11 protein-coding genes are annotated in these 20,054 nt (G+C 50.4%); 8 read left to right on the top strand and 3 right to left on the bottom strand.

The features are described from left to right. Positions 1-4 precede the first annotated feature (4 nt). The 8 genes from JIN87_RS15860 (at position 5) to JIN87_RS15825 (ending at position 14,525) form a co-directional block, all read left to right on the top strand. Positions 5-964, top strand: coding sequence for a glycoside hydrolase family 43 protein (locus JIN87_RS15860; RefSeq protein ID WP_200356569.1), 960 nt, complete (start codon positions 5-7; stop codon positions 962-964). A gap of 9 nt (positions 965-973) precedes the next feature. Continuing rightward, positions 974-2,056, top strand: coding sequence for a family 43 glycosylhydrolase (locus JIN87_RS15855; protein ID WP_200356568.1), 1,083 nt, complete (start codon positions 974-976; stop codon positions 2,054-2,056). Positions 2,057-2,252: 196 nt separating this feature from the next. Beyond that, positions 2,253-5,000: a TonB-dependent receptor gene (locus tag JIN87_RS15850; RefSeq protein WP_200356567.1), complete on the top strand. Its 2,748-nt coding sequence runs from the start codon at positions 2,253-2,255 to the stop codon at positions 4,998-5,000. Between the two features lie 429 nt (positions 5,001-5,429). Further along, a complete protein-coding gene (locus JIN87_RS15845; RefSeq protein WP_200356566.1) occupies positions 5,430-8,273 on the top strand; it encodes a TonB-dependent siderophore receptor in 2,844 nt (947 codons plus the stop codon). Between the two features lie 63 nt (positions 8,274-8,336). Then, entirely contained in the window at positions 8,337-9,773 is a 1,437-nt protein-coding gene (locus tag JIN87_RS15840) for an MFS transporter (protein WP_200356565.1), read from the top strand. Between the two features lie 3 nt (positions 9,774-9,776). Then, a complete protein-coding gene (locus tag JIN87_RS15835) occupies positions 9,777-10,775 on the top strand; it encodes a LacI family DNA-binding transcriptional regulator (RefSeq protein ID WP_200356564.1) in 999 nt (332 codons plus the stop codon). A gap of 286 nt (positions 10,776-11,061) precedes the next feature. After that, on the top strand, positions 11,062-13,089 hold the full coding sequence (locus JIN87_RS15830; protein ID WP_200356563.1) for a glycoside hydrolase family 2 TIM barrel-domain containing protein: 2,028 nt from the start codon (positions 11,062-11,064) through the stop codon (positions 13,087-13,089). 5 nt (positions 13,090-13,094) lie between these two features. Further along, the gene (locus JIN87_RS15825) at positions 13,095-14,525 is read left to right on the top strand and encodes a glycoside hydrolase family 53 protein (protein ID WP_200356562.1); all 1,431 of its coding nucleotides are present in this window, start codon (positions 13,095-13,097) and stop codon (positions 14,523-14,525) included. 27 nt (positions 14,526-14,552) lie between these two features. Here JIN87_RS15825 and JIN87_RS15820 read toward each other — a convergent pair whose 3' ends face one another. The 3 genes from JIN87_RS15820 to JIN87_RS15810 form a co-directional block, all read right to left on the bottom strand. Next, positions 14,553-15,680, bottom strand: a complete 1,128-nt coding sequence (locus JIN87_RS15820; protein ID WP_200356561.1) for a PepSY-associated TM helix domain-containing protein — start codon at positions 15,678-15,680, stop codon at positions 14,553-14,555. A 79-nt stretch (positions 15,681-15,759) separates the two neighbouring features. Next, the gene (locus JIN87_RS15815) at positions 15,760-17,898 is read right to left on the bottom strand and encodes a TonB-dependent siderophore receptor (RefSeq protein WP_200356560.1); all 2,139 of its coding nucleotides are present in this window, start codon (positions 17,896-17,898) and stop codon (positions 15,760-15,762) included. A 152-nt stretch (positions 17,899-18,050) separates the two neighbouring features. Then, positions 18,051-20,033, bottom strand: coding sequence for an alpha-L-arabinofuranosidase C-terminal domain-containing protein (locus JIN87_RS15810; protein WP_200356559.1), 1,983 nt, complete (start codon positions 20,031-20,033; stop codon positions 18,051-18,053). Positions 20,034-20,054 lie beyond the last annotated feature (21 nt).

The following is a 20,054-nucleotide window of genomic DNA, read 5'->3' as shown; positions in this document are numbered from 1 at the left end:
TATCATGAGCAAAACGATTGAACGAAAGATACAGCCCCTTATCGAGCAACGGGCAGACCCGCACATCTTACGCGGTCCGGATGGCTATTACTATTTCTCAGCGTCTGTACCTGAATATGACCGATTGGAATTAAGACGTGCTAAAACGATTCGAGGGCTAGCGGATGCGGAGAAGGTGACGGTTTGGACGAAGCCGTCTAAAGGTCCTTATTCTGAGCTAATCTGGGCCCCCGAGATTCACTTCGTAAATGGTGTTTGGTACATATATTTTGCCGCGGCTCCTTCACGTGAGATCAAGGATGATCTGTTTCAGCACCGTATGTACGTTGCCCATACGAATGCAGTGAACCCATTGGAAGGGAAGTGGATCGGTCCCATTCGAGTCGATTCTGGAATCGATACCTTTTGCTTGGATGCAACTGTGTTCGAGCATCGCCAAGAACTCTACTATGTTTGGGCTCAGAAGGAGAGGGGGATCGAAGGGAATTCGAACCTGTACATCGCTAAGATGGAATCGCCTTATGTCTTAGCTTCCGAGCCTGTTCGATTGAGTATCCCTGAGTATGAATGGGAAGTGCGGGGCTTCTGGGTGAATGAAGGACCTTCTGTTTTAAAGCGGAACAGTAGGATCTTCCTATCCTACTCGGCTAGCGCGACTGATGAGAACTATGCTATGGGATTGCTGTATGCGGACGAATGCAGCGATTTGCTCGATTCAAAGAGTTGGACTAAGAGCAAGACGCCGGTGCTTTGTTCGGATCTCGAATCCAATCACTTCGGTCCTGGGCACAACAGTTTCACGGTTTCCGAGAATGGAGAAGACGATCTTCTCGTGTATCACGCACGCGAGTACACGGAAATCGTGGGAGATCCGTTGTGGGATCCGAATAGGCACACGTTTGTGAAGAAATTAGCGTGGGATGAGGATGGTATGCCTCTGTTCACTGGGGCAGTTGAATTTTAGGGTCTTATTATGAGGATTTATTCCGTAGGTTTACTGGCCCTGCTGTTCGGGCTTGTCGGGTTGATTGTTTGGGCAGATGAGCCAGCAGTTGTAAGAGCTCGAGTGAATGTGCCGCAACTGGATGTGGTGGCTCATGATCCAGTAATTGTTAAGGAAGGGGATAGCTATTATCTCTTCACCACGGGGCCAGGTATCTCGGTTTGGAAGTCGGATGACTTTTCATCCTGGTCGATGCAAGACCCCGTGTTTCCGGATATTCCCGACTGGACAACTGAAACGGTATCCGGATTCAACGGACATTTTTGGGCACCCGATATCAGCCTTAGGGATGGAAAGTACTATTTGTATTACTCTGTATCCCGTTTCGGTACCAATGACTCGTGTATTGGTTTGGCTACAAACGTGACGCTAGATTCGTCCCATCCAGATTACAATTGGGTGGATGAGGGGATCGTCTTGCGTTCGAAGCCAGATGAGAATGATTGGAACGCGATCGACCCAAACTTGATCGTTGATGATGAGGGTAGGCCGTATTTATCTTTTGGATCTTTTTGGAGTGGACTGAAGATTGTACGACTAAAAGACAGTCTAGATGCTCCAATCGGCGAGGAAGAAAACCTCGTATCGATTGCGAGTCGTGTTCAGGTTCCGGTCAAGTCTGAGGAAGGCCAATTGGTTGGGTTCGAATCTGGAAATACAGCCATTGAAGGGCCGTTCATCTATCGCAAGGGAGATTTCTATTATCTCTTTGCGTCGGTTGACTTCTGTTGCCGAGGAAAGGAAAGCACCTACAAAATAGTCGTTGGGCGATCAAAGTCTGTAACCGGACCTTACGTTGATGATGCAGGCGTTGATATGGACGATGGAGGCGGACGCTTGTTGAACGAGGGTGATGAGCGCTGGCAAGGGTTGGGGCACAACTCGGTGTGCGCTTTCGACGGGAAGGAGTATCTCGTTTTTCATGGATACGACGGACTAACAGAGAAGGGATTGCCGAAACTCCTAATTGAAGAGTTGTCGTGGTCGGTGGATGGATGGCCTGTGTTGTCGGGCGATTCAACTGCAGAGGAAACAGCGGAAAATGAGGATTGATGGAAGAAACTTTGAATTACTTGGCGGGGTTCGAAGAAGAATCGCGCACTGATAATTGGAGGAGCTTAGCTCCATTCGCTTGAAAACAAATTAGCTACATATAACATACAGACATATCATGACCCCTATGATTGATAATTCATACCCCAGGGCAAAAAGCCCAAGCCGAAGGGACCGTAAGACCTTAAGTCTAGCGATGGCTCTTCTTTTAGGATTTTCCGGTGCTGCTAGTCATCTGAATGCTCAAGATGAAGGAGAGGTGTTTGAGCTTGAAGCATTCGTTATCGAAAATAGCATTCGCGATAGCCTAGCTGCTGGTGTTGAGATAAAGAAGAACAATCGTCAGATGATCGACGCTCTCGTGGCGGAAGACATCGGCAAGTTTCCCGACAACAATGTTGTCGAAGCCTTGCAGCGTGTTGCTGGCGTACAGACGACGGATCGTGCCCGTGGTGAAGTGAACACTGTGACGATCCGCGGTCTCAATGATGTAACTACAACGGTCAACGGCCGTAACATCTTCACAGCGTCTGGTCGTTCCGTTGCATTGGCTGACATACCAGCTTCCTTGGTGAACCGAGTGAACGTACACAAGACGCGCTCCGCTTCCCAAATTGAGCATGGCATCGCGGGCGTTATCGATGTCCGTACTCAGCGTCCTTTTAATTTCGATGGAAAGAAAACTGTCTTGGCGGCCCGTGGAATCTATTCCGAACTCGCTGACGAGTTCGACCCGAACGTCAGTGCCCTCTTCTCAAACGTTTGGGAAACGGATCAGGGTAAGTTTGGCGCACTCTTTAACGTTTCCTTCGCCGAGTCTAACTGGACGGACAAGAGTATCACGGCAGGGGCGATGGTACCATTCGCTACTGAAACGCCTCCTGCGGATTTTTCTTTCGCTCCGTTAGAGCGCTTTTTCACTACACATCCGTCAGCAGTTGAGAATCCCTTGTGGCAGCCAGGTCTCGAGGCGGGCTTGCCGTTCGATGAGGGGGCGACTTTGCCTTTGACACCTGTGAGTGGTGGAGCAACTCAGGACGTGCCATACTATTTAACGCGTGATGCGGTATTCTCCGCAGACTTTTATGGTAAGCGGGAACGTCCAGCTGCGAACCTGTCGCTGCAGTTTGCCCCAGATGACAATTCGACCTACACCTTCGAAGCGTTCTACAACGGCTACCGTGAGAGCTTTAATAATAATCTCATGTTTTCGCTTGCGGACTGGTGGGGTAATCCTGGCGACTTTGAGCTGATTCCGGGAACAAACATCATCAAGGAGCGTACTGTCGGAAATCCATTCTCTTTCATGAGTGGTGACCGTACTGAGCAAAAGACAGATAGTTACCTCTATGCCCTTTCCGGTGAATGGCAAGTTGGGGATAAGCTCTCCTTGACTGCTGATCTTTCGCATCAGAAGAGTGAGTTCTCGGTAGACTTCCTCGCGATTCAAACGAATCGTATTCCTCCAAGCATTTCTGTAGACTTCAATGCAGGGGGGGGCGTTCCAGCCTTCAGTTTCGGAGACGATCCGAACACTCCTCTTGATGAGAGTGACCTAACCGTCGCCGAACTTTGGAATATCGGACCGTTTTTTGACAATGCGGACCGCGATGAAGGTGATGCGACTGAATTCAAGGTAGATGGCGTTTATGAGCTCAGAGAGGGGTTCTTGGAGAATATTGCATTTGGTCTACGCTATGATAATCGCAGTGCTTCCGAGGCTGAATATCGAAGTGGTGTCTCCCACTTAAATCAGCCATTGGCCAACTACCCGGAGTTGCAGCATGTTAACTCTGGATACTACGACGGTCGCACCGACATTCCTGCCTCAGCAATGGTAATCAACGCGGATTACCTCAGCACAGAAAGGGACAGAGTTCGTAGTTTGTATGGATACCCGACTTCCTCGGAACTCGTGATCGCCAAGAATTTTGAAATCGAAGAGGAGACTCTTGCTGCTTACATTCAATCTGACTTCATGGTCGATCTTGGCGACCAAGCGTTGAGTGGTCAGGTTGGTCTGCGTTATGTTGAAGTAGACCGAGACCTAGATTTTATTACTTCGACTGCTTCGACTAGTGGTGACTCGCTTCTTCCGAGTGCTGTTGTTCTCTACGATATTACACCTGACCTCCGTTTACGAGCTAGTTATGGCGAAACGGTCCGGTATCCAGGATTTGGTGCGTTGAATCCAAATATTACATACGTTGAGGATGTTACTAACATCGGCTATGGTACAGCATCTGGAGGCAATCCTAATCTCGCTCCTACGGAGTCGAAAAATTATGATCTTTCGATCGAACGTTACTTCGGAGAGAAGGGAGCGAATCTTGTGTATGCAACCGCATTTAAGCGAAAGATAGATGGTCTCGTGATCGATTTCGTAAATCGTGTTAACTACGAAAACTACGACTACATCCTATCGCAACCGGATAATGCTTCCAATGGAGAACTCGATGGTTTGGAGTTTGGACTGGTGTGGTTTCCTGAGAACCTGCCGGATTGGGCCGAAGGCTTTGGTATCCAAGCAAGCTACACGACTTTGGACTCGGTTCAGGATATCCCAATCACAAATGATGCAGGAGAAGTCGTGGGAACTGATACGACACCTTTCTTTGCTGTATCCGATTCCTCTTACAGCGTAGTACTTGCGTATGAGAAGGAACGTTTCAGTTCTCGTTTATCTTATGTATGGAGAGACGACTTTCTCCATCACTACGAGGCCCGGCTTTTTGCAAACCCACTCGGCGTATATAACACTGCCCAGCAGAGTTTGGACTTACAGTTTTCCTACAATGTATCTGAAGACTTCGTGTTGACCTTTGATGCGACGAACCTAACAGATGAGGAATTCCATAGCTACTATGAATATCCTGAGACTCACAATTTTGGCAACTGGCTTATCAGCCGTACCTTCGCTCTAGGCGCACGGTACTCCTTCTAAACTGGGGGCAGTTTAGTTTGAATAATGGGGGGAGCGACCACTTCGGTGGTCGCTCTGTTTTTGTGTAACTGTTTCATTTTTTGTTGAATTAAGACTCCGCTGCTTCGGTTTTTTGTGAGGTAAATTGCAGATAAAGAATAGGATAGGGTGATTTGGGTTATGTCTGTAAAAAGTAAAACAGTTTAGCAAAATATAAAACAGTTGACTTTAGGGTGTGTGGATGATGGTCTCCGAAACACTGAATCGTAAGATCGATACTCTTACCCCAACCGGTCGGATGGTGCTTTGAATCATCTCGAGGCCGTGACCATTGCCTAAGTCGTGCCATTCGAAAGCGGCATTGGTGTAACTAATAATAGGATACGGAACATGCTTTGTGCCGTGCGATAGCTATGCCTAATTTTTGCTAACAACTGAAACTAGAAAATCATGACAACCCCAAATCATACTGTACAGAAACGGTCACGTTCGGTGGCTTGCATCTTGGCCGGTGGACTTATTGCCAGCCAGTTAACTGTGGCGGTTAACGCTCAGGTAGAGGAAGATGAAGACGTATTTACTCTATCCCCATTTGAAGTGGTCGCTGCGGACGACCAAGGATATCGAGCTCAGAACACTCTAGCGGGAAGCCGCTTAAATACATCTCTTAAGGATACCGGAGCAGCGGTATCTGTTTTGACTAAAGAGTTTCTGGACGATTTGGGCGCGACAAGCATGAAGGATATCATGCTCTACTCGAACAACTCGGTCCCTGAGTATGGAGATTCAGCTCCTAACTTCAATGGTAACCCGATGATTGGGAATGAGGAGTGGCAGTTGCGTATCCGCGGATTACCGGCAAGTTATGCCCGTAATTACTTTGATTGGGAAACTTCGTCTGACTTCTACAATGTTGATCGCGTTGACCAGTCGCGTGGTCCGAATTCGATTCTGTTCGGTTTTGGATCTGCAGGAGGTATTGTTAACACAACTACAAAGAAGGCGATTCTCGGAGAAACCCAGGATGAGTTCTCCCTTTCTATTGGAAGTTGGGATCGCTTGCGTGGAACAGTTGATTTGAACCGTGTCCTCGTGGAGGACAAATTTGCCCTTCGCCTCAACGCCATGAAAGAGGATAGCGAAAGTTGGCGTGAATTCGAATCTTACGACGCGGAGCGTATTCACCTCGCTGCGACGTATCAGGTTAACGAAAAGAACAAGATTCGAGCCGAGTTCGAATCAGGCAACGTAGAGGATAACGTAGCACGACCATGGCTTGCTATCGACCAAGCTTGGGCCTGGCGCGAAGCCGGACGACCGACTTACGACGGAGCTCAGTGGGATTGGCCTGTAAGCGACTCGATTCGACAAACATGGAGTGAGCACCTCGTTTACATTGAAAATGATGGTACGCTTATGAACTGGCAAGGAATGCCCTTCACGTACCTTAACAATCAAAGTTGGGGCCACCTTGAGATGACCGAGGAAAACCTGCAGATTGTTCCAATCGAATCCAATCTAGGAGGCCCAGGCGCTCAGCGGGATACGGATTATGTAACCTACACCGCAAACTTCGAGTCGCAGATTTCTGACGATCTCACCCTAGAGCTATCGTTTAATCATCAGGATAGCGATTTTCGTGGATACGATCCAAATGCGGGGAACATGACTCGCTACGGCTATTTGGGAGATGCTACTAACATCTGGGGCGACGCTAGCAACTGGCTGCCAACTTGGGAAGCGAATCCGTATGCAGGACAGCTTTACGTGGAAAACAATTGGACCCGCCGTACCCAAATCACGGATATCGACAATCTTCGTGGTACTCTCGCATATAACTTTGAAACAGGTGAATTTGCTACACATCGCTTCGCTCTCATGGCTCAGCGTTCGTGGAGAGACTATCATAGCCAAGAGGATGCGGAGGTTTTTGTAGGAAACCCATTCGACAGTGCTGCTGAGTTTGACTCCAATCGCGTATTCCGTCGCTACTACTTCGAAGAAGGTGTGTCCTCCGATATCCGTGCGTCATCTTGGGAAACCGGACTCGTGGGCGTGACGGATCCTGTAACGGGTCAAACGCTGACCTCGGGTTGGGCTCCAAACCAGGAAATAAACAACTCGGATCAGGAGCAGGATACTCTGCTTGCCGCTTTACAGAGTCATTGGCTCGATCGCAAGCTCGTGACTACGATCGGACTACGACGCGACGAGTTATCCTACCGTAGTTTGGAGTCGATGCGTGACTCAAACGGAATGTGGGCTTTGGATCCTAACAACGTCACTACTGAGGATTTCGCGGCAAACACGCGTTCTCTCGGTGCTGTGTATCACATAAACGAAGCCGTTTCCCTCTATGCGAATCAGTCGAATAGTCGTCAATTGCCGAGCGTTAACCAACGCATTATCGGAATCGGTTTGCCTCCTATGCCGGAGGGAAGCGGAACCGATGTTGGTGTTAAGTTCGATCTTTTCGAAGGAAAGTTGTATGCGACTCTCAACTACTACGAAACCGATTACGACAATACTTCGGAGTGGGGGAACATCAACGCGGATATCACAAGCCGAAACAACCGCTTCTTGTGGGAGTTTTTCAACGACGGGTTGATCTCGGCTGCGGATCGTGACGCACGCATCCTCGATGCGAATGCGTACCTCGAAAACCGTTCCTCAGAAGGTCTCGAACTTGAGATGATTGCCAACCCGACGGATAATTGGCGTTTTGTCTTCAATGTTTCCAAGACGGATGTCGTGAAAAACGGAATCATGTCCGAAGTGGCTGCTTGGGCTGACGAAGCGACAGCGTATTGGGTCGATGTCGCTGGAGCGGACTACAACTTTGGTGGAGGTGACTGGGATACGCTTGGAAACCACATCGGTTGGATGATGGATTATGTGAACCAAGAAGTGTCGTTTAACGGGCTCTCGGCTCGAGGCGAACGTGGTTATGGTTCGAGTCTCTACACTAACTACACCTTCACCGATGGGGCTCTTAAGGGAATGTACCTCGGCGGGGGTGCGCGTTACCAGGATGAGAACGTGATTGGGACGGTTAATGGCGAGACCATCACAGGCAATAGCCTATTCCTTATGGATTTCTCAGCGGGGTACAAATTCGAGACTGAGTTTTTTGGAAAGACGACTGACGTGAGTATGCAGCTCAATGTGAGCAACCTGCTAGACGAGGACGAGCATCAGGTTTACACTGTAGCTTGGTGGGATTCCACCCGCCCAGAACGCATAGGCCTGCAAGAGCCTCGTAAGGTTGTCTTCACTACAAAGTTCTCCTTTTAATAACATCGATATGAAACCGGCCTAGAGGTTTGGCTGAAAGGTCAGCCTCTAGGTTTTTAAAGCATGAGCAATACGAGCACAGAATCCTCAAAAGCGTCGCAGTCAGCAAATGACGGAAGTCGCGTTGGCTTTTGGGAAAAGACTGCTTTAGGATCCGGGTTTCTTGCTGTCTTTTTCGGAACGGCAGGGGTGAAGGGCTTTGCAATCCCAGTTTACCAGATGACCATGGGGGTGAATCCCGCCTTATTGGGGCTCGTGCTCGCTTTGCCATCGTTTTGGGATGCGATTACGGATCCAATCGCTGGGTACGTTTCCGATAACCTGAAGACGCGTTGGGGACGGCGTAAGCCCATGATCGTGCTGGGGGCGGTGCTGCAAGCCATTGCCTTTGGCGCTATTTGGATGGTGCCTAGCGGTTTTAGCGAAACCCAGTCGGTCGTATATCTCGCGGTGACGCTGATCGCCTTCTACACCTGTTTCACGATCTTCTCGGTGCCGCTGATGAGTCTGACCTATGAGATGACTCCAGATTACAACGAGCGTACTCGAGTCGCTTCTTTCGGGGCGTTCTTCAGCAAGATCGGAGAGTTTCTCTACCAGGGGATGTTTCCGTTAGCGGGAATGCTAGTGGTGTGGGGTCTTGTATCGGAAGGAAACAGCGTTCTGGTCGTTGGTTGGCTCGTTGGTATCCTCATCTTGGGGACAGTCGGTGTGTTGCCCGGTTTGTTCGTAAAGGAACGCTATTTCAAAAAGGCGACGCAGCAAAAGAAAGTTAGGCTTTGGCCAAGCGTGAAGGCGACTTGGAAGAATAAAGCGTTTCTAGTGCTCGTAGGACTGACCTTGTGCCAAGTTCTGGCTGGAATGGTCGCGAGCAGCACGGACTACTACTTGTTGGTTTACTACATGTGCGATGGAGACATCGTGGTGGGGTCGAACTGGAAGTGGGTTTTATCGGTAGGGTATGCCGCCGTAGGACTCGCCTGGATCTATCCGATCAATTGGCTTTCTTCACGCTACGGGAAGAGTGTGACCATGGCGGTTATCTTCGCCTTGGTACTCGTGGGGGCGATCGTTAAATGGTACGTTTATACGCCCGGTAACATGTGGAAAATCCTGATTGATCCGATCTTTTGCGGTCCGGTTTGGATGGCCCTGAGCATTTTGACTCCCTCGATGTTTGCCGATATTTGTGATGACGATGAGCTACGCCATGGCTTCCGACGTGAAGGCATGTTCGGGGCAGTCTTCTCGTTTTTGCAGAAGTTCGGGTTCTCGTTGGCGTTTTTCGGAACTGGGTTAGCCTTGAATTGGGCTGGTTTCAACGAGGAGCTAGGGGGAAATCAGAGCGAGGAGACAATCCTATCGCTTCGGTTGTTTTTGAGCATTTCGACTGCAATCTGGGCTTTATTTGCGATCGTGCTTCTGTTTGCCTACCCAATCTCAAAGAAACGTGCGTACGAGATTCGAGCTGAACTGGAAGCTCGTCGCGGAACGATTTAGGAAATGGATACGAGTAGCGAAAAAGGAAAAGTTGAAGAGCGAGGATCGGGCAAGAAGGTCACTATCTACGATCTCGCCCGTCACACTGGCTTTTCTCCTGGTACAGTAAGCCGTGTCCTAAACAACAAGGATCGGGTTAAGGCGAAGACGCGCGAAATCATCTTGGCAGCTGCGAAAGAGCTAGACCTAAAGCCGCAAGTTTCTGCACGTTCGCGTCAGGTGGCGATTATTACGGAACCGAACTTTACAGACCGGATTGAAGGATACGCAGCGACGTTGAACGCGCATCTAGCCTTCGCCTTTTCGAAGCGTAATATTGGTGTTTCGATTCCCTCGGATCCTGTGAAGCAACTGCCCAGCATGTTTTTGGACGGCATCGTAGCGGTCACCTATGACGAGGAGACTCGGACTTATCTGCAGTCTTTGGAATCTAAGTTGCCGGTCGTCTACATGGATTTGTTTGAGGAGCGGAAGGGCGTGTATCGTGTTTGTTCCGATCACTACAAATCTGGTGTTTTAGCCGCTAAGCACTTCATCGAAAAAGGCAAGAAGCGCTTGGCTTTCCTCGGCGGTGAAGGGCACGCCTTCGAGGAACGTTTGAAAGGCTATCGGGATGCGATTGTTGAAGCGGGATTGGAGGCGGATGAGAATCTGTTTGTTCAAACTTCGGATGTTGCCCATACCTCCGTTGTTCCGCGTCTGGTTCGTCAGAAGGCGGATGCAGTTTTCGTCCCGGGCACCAGTTATCAAGCGCTGCAGTGCTTGCACCTTTTAACTTACATCATGAACAAGGACGTGCCGAGTGATATCGCAATCATTGGCGGTGAAAACGATGGTGTGTCCGAACTGCTTTATCCTCCGCTGACCACAGTCGCTGAGCCTTTGCGCGAAATGGCGGAATCAGCGGTCCAAATGTTGGATACGCTTACATCAGGAAAACGAGTGAAAGCGAAATCGGAGGTTCTTCCTGTTTCGCTGATTGAGAGAAATTCTGTAGTGTAGTTTAGAGAAAGCTGAGGGCTTTTTCGCGCACTTATTGTGTCAATACATGAGCAATTTGATAGAGAAAATGTGCTCATCGGGGCAGCAGACTGTCCCGATGAACGATGGTTGGACCTTTTCCCGTGACGATGAATCGGGGGAACAAACTGTAGATCTGCCACACTCGCCATTTGCGTGTGGTTTAAATGGCGAAGGACATTGGCAAGGGATTTGTCGGTACCGTCGTGCGATCGAAGTTGAACCGTTGGAACCAGGTGAGAAATTGTGTCTTCACTTTGGAGCGGCTATGCACACAGCGGTCGTACGAGTCGGTTCCCGAGTACTCGCTGAACACAAGGGTGGGTATCTTCCGTTCGAAGTAGATTTGAGTGAGGCGTTGGATAGGAATGGGAGTTGTGAGGTCGAGGTCGAGTTGGACAATCGTGATACGCCTGACGTCCCTCCTGGAAAGCCTCTAGCGGAGCTCGATTTTTGCTGGTACGGTGGTCTGTATAGGGAAGTCGAGTTACGTCGTTATCCGGCGGTGCGGATTACTGATGAAAACGCTTCAAACACGGTTGGCGGTGGCGGCGTATTTCTTCGTACGTTGGAAGCAAATACGGATCAGGCCCGTGTTTTGTGCCAGGTTGAAGCGGAGAATGCGAGTGCGGAACCCCGGGTCGTATCCTTGCGAGTGTTGTTTACCCACAATTCAGGCAGGAATCTTTTGGCGCAGGGGCACACTATTGATCTTCATCCAGGGAAATCCGAGAACTCTTCATTCGTTTTGAATATCGATAAGCCAAGGCTTTGGAGCGTTTCAAATCCGGAGCTCTATCAGGTTCTAATTGAATTACTGGACGAGGGGGGAAGGACGCTTGACCAACGAGAACTCCGTTTTGGTGTGAGGCAGCTGAAGATCTCTCGTAGTGGGGGGCTTGAACTCAATGGTGAGCGTATCCGTCCGAATGGTACAAACCGTCACCAAGATTTTCCAGGTGTTGGATATGCCTTGCCGCGAGCGGCCCAGTATCGTGATGCCCGGTTGATCAAAGAGGCTGGCTTCGATTACGTTCGTTTATCCCACTATCCACAGTCGGCACACTTCATGAATGCCTGCGATGAATTGGGACTGCTCGTGATGAATTGTATCCCCGGTTGGCAGTTCCTGGGAGGAGGTGAATTTCGCGATCACTGTTATCAAAATGCCCGAGAGTTGATTCGACGGGACCGAAATCACGCATGTGTGATCCTGTGGGAGCTTTCACTCAACGAAACCGAGATGGATTCCGAGTTCATGGAAACCTTGCATGCTATCGGTCACGAGGAATTCCCTGGAGACCAGATGTATACCTGCGGCTGGCAGGATTCGTGTTTCGATGTCTACATTCATGCCCGGCAACATGGGAAGTTACACAGTTGGTCGAATGGAGACAAAGCAATGGTGGTCTCTGAATATGGAGACTGGGAATTCTATGCGGCGAACGACGGTTTTGATCAAACGACAGGAGCGGGGCTGCTGGAGGATTGGGCGAATAGCAGAGCCTTTCGAGGTCATGGCGAAGCCAAGCTACGTCAGCAGGCGCTGAACCACGCGATCGCTCACAATGATACGATGGGATCGGATGCAATTTGTGATGGGCAGTGGGGATTCGCCGACTACCCGCGAGGATACCACAAGACCAGAGCGGCTTGCGGTGTAGTGGATTTCTTTCGTTTACCGAAGTACTCCCACGCTTTCTATCGAAGCCAGAGGCGAGTGGAAGAGGGTGCAGAGGATTTTGTGCAGATCGCAAGTGGATGGACGCAGGATGCGAATCGACGTGTCTTTGTGTTCGGAAATGGAGATGAGGTGAGATTGGTTCTTAACGGCAAGGAAGTGGCACGTCAGGAGCCGAGTAGCTTATGGTACACTCAACATCTAAAGAGTCCCCCGTTTGTATTTGAATTGCCGGAGTTCGAACCAGGCGAACTGTGTGCTATATCCTACCGAGATTGTTTAGAGGTGGCACGGGACATCGTAAGGACACCTAGCGCACCAGAGTGTTTGGCTTTGGATGTAGTGGTCGGCTGTGACCACCCCGCCAAGGGAGAAGCGGATGTTGTTGCGATTCACGCACGTGTCCTAGATGCAGGTGGAAACCTTTGCTTGGGCTTCGAGGGGCGTGTTCATTTCGAAGTGAAAGGGGCTGCGGAACTATGGACGCCCGCAGATGTTAAGGCTGAATCTGGGATCGCTTCTGTAAGCTTACGTTATCGGAAATCCGATGTGCCGGTTGCTGTGGAAGTATGTAGTGAAGGTCTGGCTACGGATAGAATTGAAATTGGAGGTTAATGAGGATGATTAGGTTTTGTAAGGGAATATCAGTTGGTTGCACATTGTTAGCCGGTATCGCTCAGGCATCGGCCGGAACACCGTTCTATTTTGGCAACGACTTGTCCTATGTGAACGAAATGGAGGACTGTGGTGCTGTTTTTCGGGAGAATGACGAGGTGCAGGATCCCTTTGCTTTGATGGCTGTTAAGGGAACCAACCTGTGTCGGGTGAGATTATGGCATGATCCCTACTTTCTGGAATCGGTTCCCAAAGTCAGTCCTGAGGTGAAAAGCCAATACAGCAATCTAGAGGATGTCACCAAGACCATCCGTCGTGCGAAAGAAGCGGGGATGGAAGTCATGCTTGGTATCCATTATTCGGACTTTTGGGCGGATCCGGGAAGGCAGGTTATTCCCCGAGCATGGCTGGAGCACGCTGCCAACGATGATAAGCTGGCGGAATTGATCTATGAATACACGAAAGAGGTTCTAGAGGGGCTCGAGGCCCAAGGGCTTTTGCCGGAGATTGTCAAATTGGGTAATGAGTCTAATGGAGGGATTCTTTTGCAGGACGAATTACACGTCACCGATAATGGGGATGGAACATTCGAATACGAAGGAGGTGGAACTTGGCGTGGTTCAGATGAACGACTTTCCAAGCTTTGGAATGCTGGCATCAAGGCGACTCGCGAAGTCGGAGCAAAATCAGTCATCGATCCGAAGATCGCTTTGCATGTGGCGGACCCGAAAGACTTTATTTCTTTCTATGATCGGATGGTGCGTATCGGGGTTACGGACTTCGATATTGCTGGCTTCTCCTACTACTATGCCTGGCATGGAGGTACTATCGAGAACACGGGTGATGTCATTCGAGCCTTCAAGGGAAAGTATCCACAATATGAGGCCATGATCGTTGAGACCGGCTATCTTTGGGATGACAAGAATATCGACGGTCTTGTGAATATCATTTCCGAGCCGGACCCGATGTATCTACCAGTTGGGCAGGAGACACAGTACCGCTACATGGTGGACTTGACCCAAGAGGTGATCGATGCCGGCGGCAGCGGAGTGATCTTTTGGGAGCCATTGTGGGTTTCGACTCCTTGCAGGACCCCTTGGGGAAGAGGGTCGTCTCACGAGCACGTCGCCTACTTCGATCATCGAAACAACAATAACCTCCATATCGGCGGAACTTGGATGAGTGCTGACTACACCGGTTTGACTGAAAGCGTACCGAGTGAAGTTAGCCTAGGAATCGATGAGGACTCCGGACGGTTATCGTTGTTGCTCGATCAATCGAATGGGACAGATTACACGGTGTTGAGTTCTGAAGATTTGAAGAAGTGGGAGTTGAAGCGTTCGTTCAGAGCTCGCGAAGATGGAGAGGTGTCAGTGCCTCTGGGATTTCTCTCTAATCGATCGTTGTTCGGGAAAGCGAGAGAAGTCACTCGGTAGTCTTCAACGTGTTGCCGCTGGAGAGGCCTAGGAGCTCGCACACTTTGAGGGCGTAGTCTGGAAGTGGGTTTTGTGCTTCCTCGCTTTTCTCCGGCCTCGTTTGAAATACATGATCGTTCCGGTGATACACAGTGCTGCTGGGCTAAATCCAGCAATGCACCAGAGGATCTTAGTGGTGAGCCCACCGAAGTTGCCGAAGTGGAGAGGTTCAAAGGTATCTGCTATTTTTGTCCATGTATGCGCTTTTCTTAGATCCTGCATATAGGTGACTTCACCTGAAATGGCGTCGACCCAGATGTGGCTACCGTAAGGACTGTTGAAGACTCCAGCCCCAGGGTGCTGCCCATAGAGGTAGAACATCGGCTCCTCTTCCCGAGGAAAGTAAATGTAGTTTAGCGAGTAGCCTGGGAGAGTTGTGTCGGCAAGATCAGGAAGCTCTGCTATCCGTTCGCGATAGGCAGGGTATTCGCTTTCTAGGTGATCGTGGTCCTCTTCGGAGTGTTCGATAATTTCGTGCACGAGGTGGGTGATGTTCCAATAAGCTCCGGTGAATCCGAATATGAAGTTCATTGGGATCGTAACTATTCCGATCGCTTTATGAAGGTCGGAAAAGAAAATGCGTGAGCTCGCTCTGATCCTGAGTCGAAAGAGAGCTTTGAAAAACGGTTTGTGCAAATAGAATCCGGATACGCTCAGGAACAGAAATCCCAAGGCGAAGATGCCTGCGATTGCCATCCCGATGTGGTCGGCGAAGAACGTGTAGTGAAGATCTACGAACCAACCGTAGATTGTTTGATCAGTCTTGATCGGAGCGTGTGAAGTAGCGGCCGTGTAGGGATCCACGTAGAGGAGATACCACTCTTCTTCCCCGTGCCTCATAACGTACGCCTTGTCACGCTGTGGAGAGTCGTAATTGAAGAGCCAGCCGCGTATCCAAAACTCAGGAAATTTTGATTCAACTGTCTCGCAAAGCCTGTCGATAGGGAGCCGTTGGGCGTTTGGTGCTGTGCTGGAGTTTAAGGTTTCTTCGGGGTAAACTGAGTTCGCTATTTCCTGATGAAACACGAGTACGCTTCCTGTTAGGCCGATGATGACGAGTGCAAGTCCGCAGAAAAGACCGATCCAGGAGTGGAGTTGCCAGAGCTTTTTTCTCATACTAACAAAAAAATAAGACCACCTGCAGAGAATGCAGGTGGCAGGTTTAGTAGTTCTAGGACTGAGAACTAACGTGAGGCTAGTATTTCCACTTGAGGGACAGCAGGATGTTTCGAGGCTCACCAAAATTGGCGTAATCCAAGTTCGCGAAGTAGATTTCGTCGAAAGCGTTCTTAGCGCTGAGTGTGGCTGAGAAGTTATCGCTGATTCGGTAGTTCGCGTGGAAGTTCGCCAAGAGAAACGATTCTTGTGTGACGGGGTTCCAGGAGCTTCCGGTGAGTTCACTTTGCCAAGTCAGTCCACCACCGATTGCGAATCGATCAAGCTCGCCTGGTAGTACATAGTGAGTCGAAAGCTGAACGAGTTGTTCGGGAAGGTTGGTCCAGATTGGATCGTCATCATGACGCGATGTATCGTTGTATGTGTATCCGAAGATTACTGATAAATCTTTCGTTGCTTTACCCGAGAGCTGGAGCTCAAAGCCCTCAGTCTTTGTTCCATCGACTGCTTTGTAAACGTCAGGAGTGTTCGGGATGCTCGGGTAGTCGAAATCGCGAACTGCGAAGTTGTCTTGCTCGGTTTGGAAAACGGCAGCCGTGAAAAGAGCCTTTCCATTTGCGAAACTGGATTTGATGCCGAGCTCCAAGTTGACACCATCGACCGCTCCGATGAAGTTTTGGTTAACGTCGAGTTCACTCTGAGGCTCGAAGATCGACGTGTAGCTACTGTAGAGCGTCGTGTTTTCGCTGAGATCGTAGGTGAATCCGATGTATGGAGTGAACTCCCTGTCGATGTCGTAGGTCGCGGCGGCTCCATAACGGTTTTGGTCTGTCTCCCAACTTGTGAGACGTCCACCGGCAATCGCCGAAAAACGGTCTGAAAGTTGGAAACGTGTGGAGGCGTAGAACCCTGTTTCATCAGTGATGATGAAATCATCTCCATCAATGTAGTTGAAATCGAATTCTGGGGCGTTTCCGTCCCAATCGTAGATGTTGGGAATCTCATAGGTCCAGGTCGACCCACCGTCGTTGCTCGGAGAGAGCATGTCGTACTCGGAGTGGCTCAGTCCAAAAATGAGATCATGCGAGCGACCGAAAGCACTGTACTTTCCATTGACGTAGATGTCGATGTTGTCTCGCGTGTCTTTAGAATCCCAATACGAGCCTAAGAGGCCAATGCCGCTGCCGTCAGTTTTGTCGAGACCAGGCGCTCCAGAACCTCCCCAGGTGTCGGCGTATACGCTCTTGCTGACTTCGTCACCGGTTGTGTGGTTGTAAGATGCTTTGAGTTGCCAGTTATCACCCAGCTTTTGCTCAAGGTTGACGAAGAGCGTGCTAGATTCCCGCTGCCACTTGGCCCAATTAGTAGCGAAGTTTGTAGTGTGTGGCAGATCAGCCGGTGTTCCGTCTGCGGCGAAGAGAGGGATCGTTCCCCAAACCGATGCAGTCGGATTGTTGTCCTGCATTTGCCAACCGACAGTCAGAGTTGTGTTTTCGGTTATGTCACCAGCGAAGGAGGCAAGGAAGGCGAGCTTGTCCTCTTGATAGCGCTCGCGGAAGCTCTCGCGATCTGTATACGCTGCCACGAAGCGACTGCGGTATTTACCTTCGGAAGTGAGGGGAACGCTGATGTCCGCTTGCGTGCGAAGGTAGTCCCAGGAGCCAAGGGATTGCGTGAATGAAGCGTCGAAGTATTTCTTTGGCTGCTTACGGTGAAAGTTGATGGTTCCGGAGGGTTTGCCGGATCCGCTTAGAAGCCCGTTAGCACCGCGAACGATTTCGACACGTTCATAAAGAGCGGTATCGTATTCCTGGTTCGTTTCATTGCTATAGGTTGGAATGCCATCCACTTGCACATCGGTGATTTGGAAGCCCCGAGAGAAGTAGAGTCGGCGTTGTGTGTCATATAAGGATACACTAACGCCTGTGACGTTTCTCATCACATCGTCCATCGTGAATAGGTTCTCAGCTTCTAGACGAGAACTATCGATCAGGCTGATTGTTTGCGGTGTTTGTCGCTCTGTTAGCGGCATTCGCGTTGCTGCTCCAACAGCTTCGTATTGCTGACCGAATACAGTGAAGCCTGAGAGTTCGAATGCATCGTCTTCAAGAGTAGGTGAGTCGACGCTGGTTTGAGCGGTAGCGGAGAAAGCGAATCCAAGTGCGACTCCAACTGTTAAGCCAAGGTTCTTGAGGGAATTTGAATGGTGTCGTTTCATTTGATTTGAAACCACACCATATAGCAAAGGACACCGGCTTTCCGCCCCGAGCGGGATTAGCAGCGCTCCAAGCGGGATTATGTTGCGGAGTATGAAAAAAGAAAAAGCGACCCGGGTTTGGGTCGCTTCGATTCTTTAGGTGCGTCGTATTCCTAGAGAGTTAGTTTAAAGAGTACGGAGCTAAGGGGCGGGGCTTGGAAGCCGTTTGCGAGGTCGACTCCTGTTTTTTCGTGGATGTCTACCTGGCGTTCTTCACCCGGTGCGTTGCGTGCGCGATGATGGTCTCCGGTGATCGTCCAACTCGTGGCTGTATCCGGAATCTCAATTCCTGTTGCCTTAAGGCTGAGAGTGGCCGCTTTGTCGGTTGGGTTGACGATACTAATTGTGATTGTTTTGCCGTCTTCGGAGCGGGCGGCTGCTATATCGATGTTTTTATCGAGTTCTGGCAGTTCAAGGGGTATGTCTTCCCATTCGGCTCGGTAGAGTTTGAGGGCGAGACCGGTGGTGGCGAATTCGGCCTCCGTCTTGGATGTTTTGATACAGCCGATGACATTTACGGTTTGGGCGTAGTTTGCGATCTTGATGAGGTCGCTTTGGCGATAGAATTCGTGGAGGGCGACGACGGTGCCGAGGGCGTCCTTGAGGTCGTAGACGCAGCCGAGTTCGCCGTATTCGTATTGGCGGTGCCAGTAGTTCCATTCGTCCATCGCGATGGGCATTGTTTTGCCATTAAGCTCCTTGATTCCGGGCTGGAGGCGACGGTGTTCGTCGGTGATGCGGCGAATCTCGGTTTTCATGAGGGGAACGTGTTCGAGTGGTTCACGCTCTTGGGCATCAGTCCAAGGTGTTTGGCCGGAGTAGAAGTGTTCGGAGATGAGTTCCATGTGGTCGCCGCTGCCTTCGAGCATGCCGACGGACCAGAGACGGTTTGCTTTCGCTTGGTCAGGGTCGTGGGCGGCATTGATCTGGTCAACAGCTCCTACGCCAATGAGCACGAGGTTCGGATCGGCAGCCCGCATGGCGTCAGCGACTTCGTTGTGCTTGAGGATGTATTGGGAGAGCTGCATGAAGCCGAGTTGCCAAGGACCCCACATTTCGTTTCCGACGCACCAGTATTTGACATTGAAAGGCTCGTAGTTGCCGTTGTCGACGCGCCATTGGCCGCCGATTGTATCGCCAGTGGAGTTACAGTAGTCGACCCATTGGGCTGCGGAATAGGCGTCGCCGAAGCCGGTGTTGGCGGCGATTGTAGGCTCAGCGTTGATGAGACGGCAGAATTCGATGAACTCATCCGTACCGAAGTCGTTGTGCTCGATGCCAGTCCAGGCTGGATTCTTACGAGGTGGGCGGCGGTCGCGGTCGCCGATGCCGTCGCGCCAGTTGTACCCGCTGACGAAGTTTCCACCAGGCCACCGATAGATTGGGGAATCGAGCTCCTTGAGAAGTTCCAGTGTGTCCGCTCGCATGCCTTGAACGTTGTCCTCAGGCATGAGGGAGAGGGTGCCGACGTAAACGGATCCGCTTTCGACCTTCACGGCGAGAGTGGCAGTTTCCGAATCGGAGGTTGCTTTAAAACTGTAAGGGAACTTTTGGTAGTCGCCAGCGGTGACGGTTAGGGTTTGGGTTTGAGAGCCCTTACCTTTGAGATTGTGAGCGAAGGTGACAGTAACTTCGCTTCGTCGCTCGGATGTGTTTTTGAGCCAAATGTATCCGTCGTAAGTTTTTCCGGATACGACTGCGAGGTCTCGTTGGCGAATGCCAGTGCCGGCGGCTAGACTTGGTGTGTATTGACCGACAAATGAATTGTCGGTCGTCATCGCGAGTCCGGCGGCGTTGTCGGTGATTTCCCATGGCGATGCCCCGACAACAGGAAAGGCCGTGTCTTGGAGTTTTTTGTAGGGGTCGTAGTCTTCGGTGACAGGGAAGTAGAATTTCCGGTCTTCGAGCATTTCCGCCCAAATGCCGCCGTAGATGCAGCGGCCAAGGTGTTCGATAAATTGACCGTAGATATAGGGGCTTATCGGTTCGCCGGTTTTTTCGAGATCCAGCGTGGCTGAGATCTTCTTCGCAGGTGAGAGACTGCTTGAGCTGAGAGCTAGCACGAGGGTCAGTATTGAGGTTGTCTTTAGCTTCATGAAACGTGGGATTTCGATTTC

The organism is Pelagicoccus mobilis (assembly GCF_016595505.1).
Taxonomy (GTDB): Bacteria; Verrucomicrobiota; Verrucomicrobiia; order Opitutales; family Opitutaceae; genus Pelagicoccus; species Pelagicoccus mobilis.
Note: the sequence above shows the minus strand (reverse complement) of the source record. Positions and strands in the feature narration are given on the sequence as shown.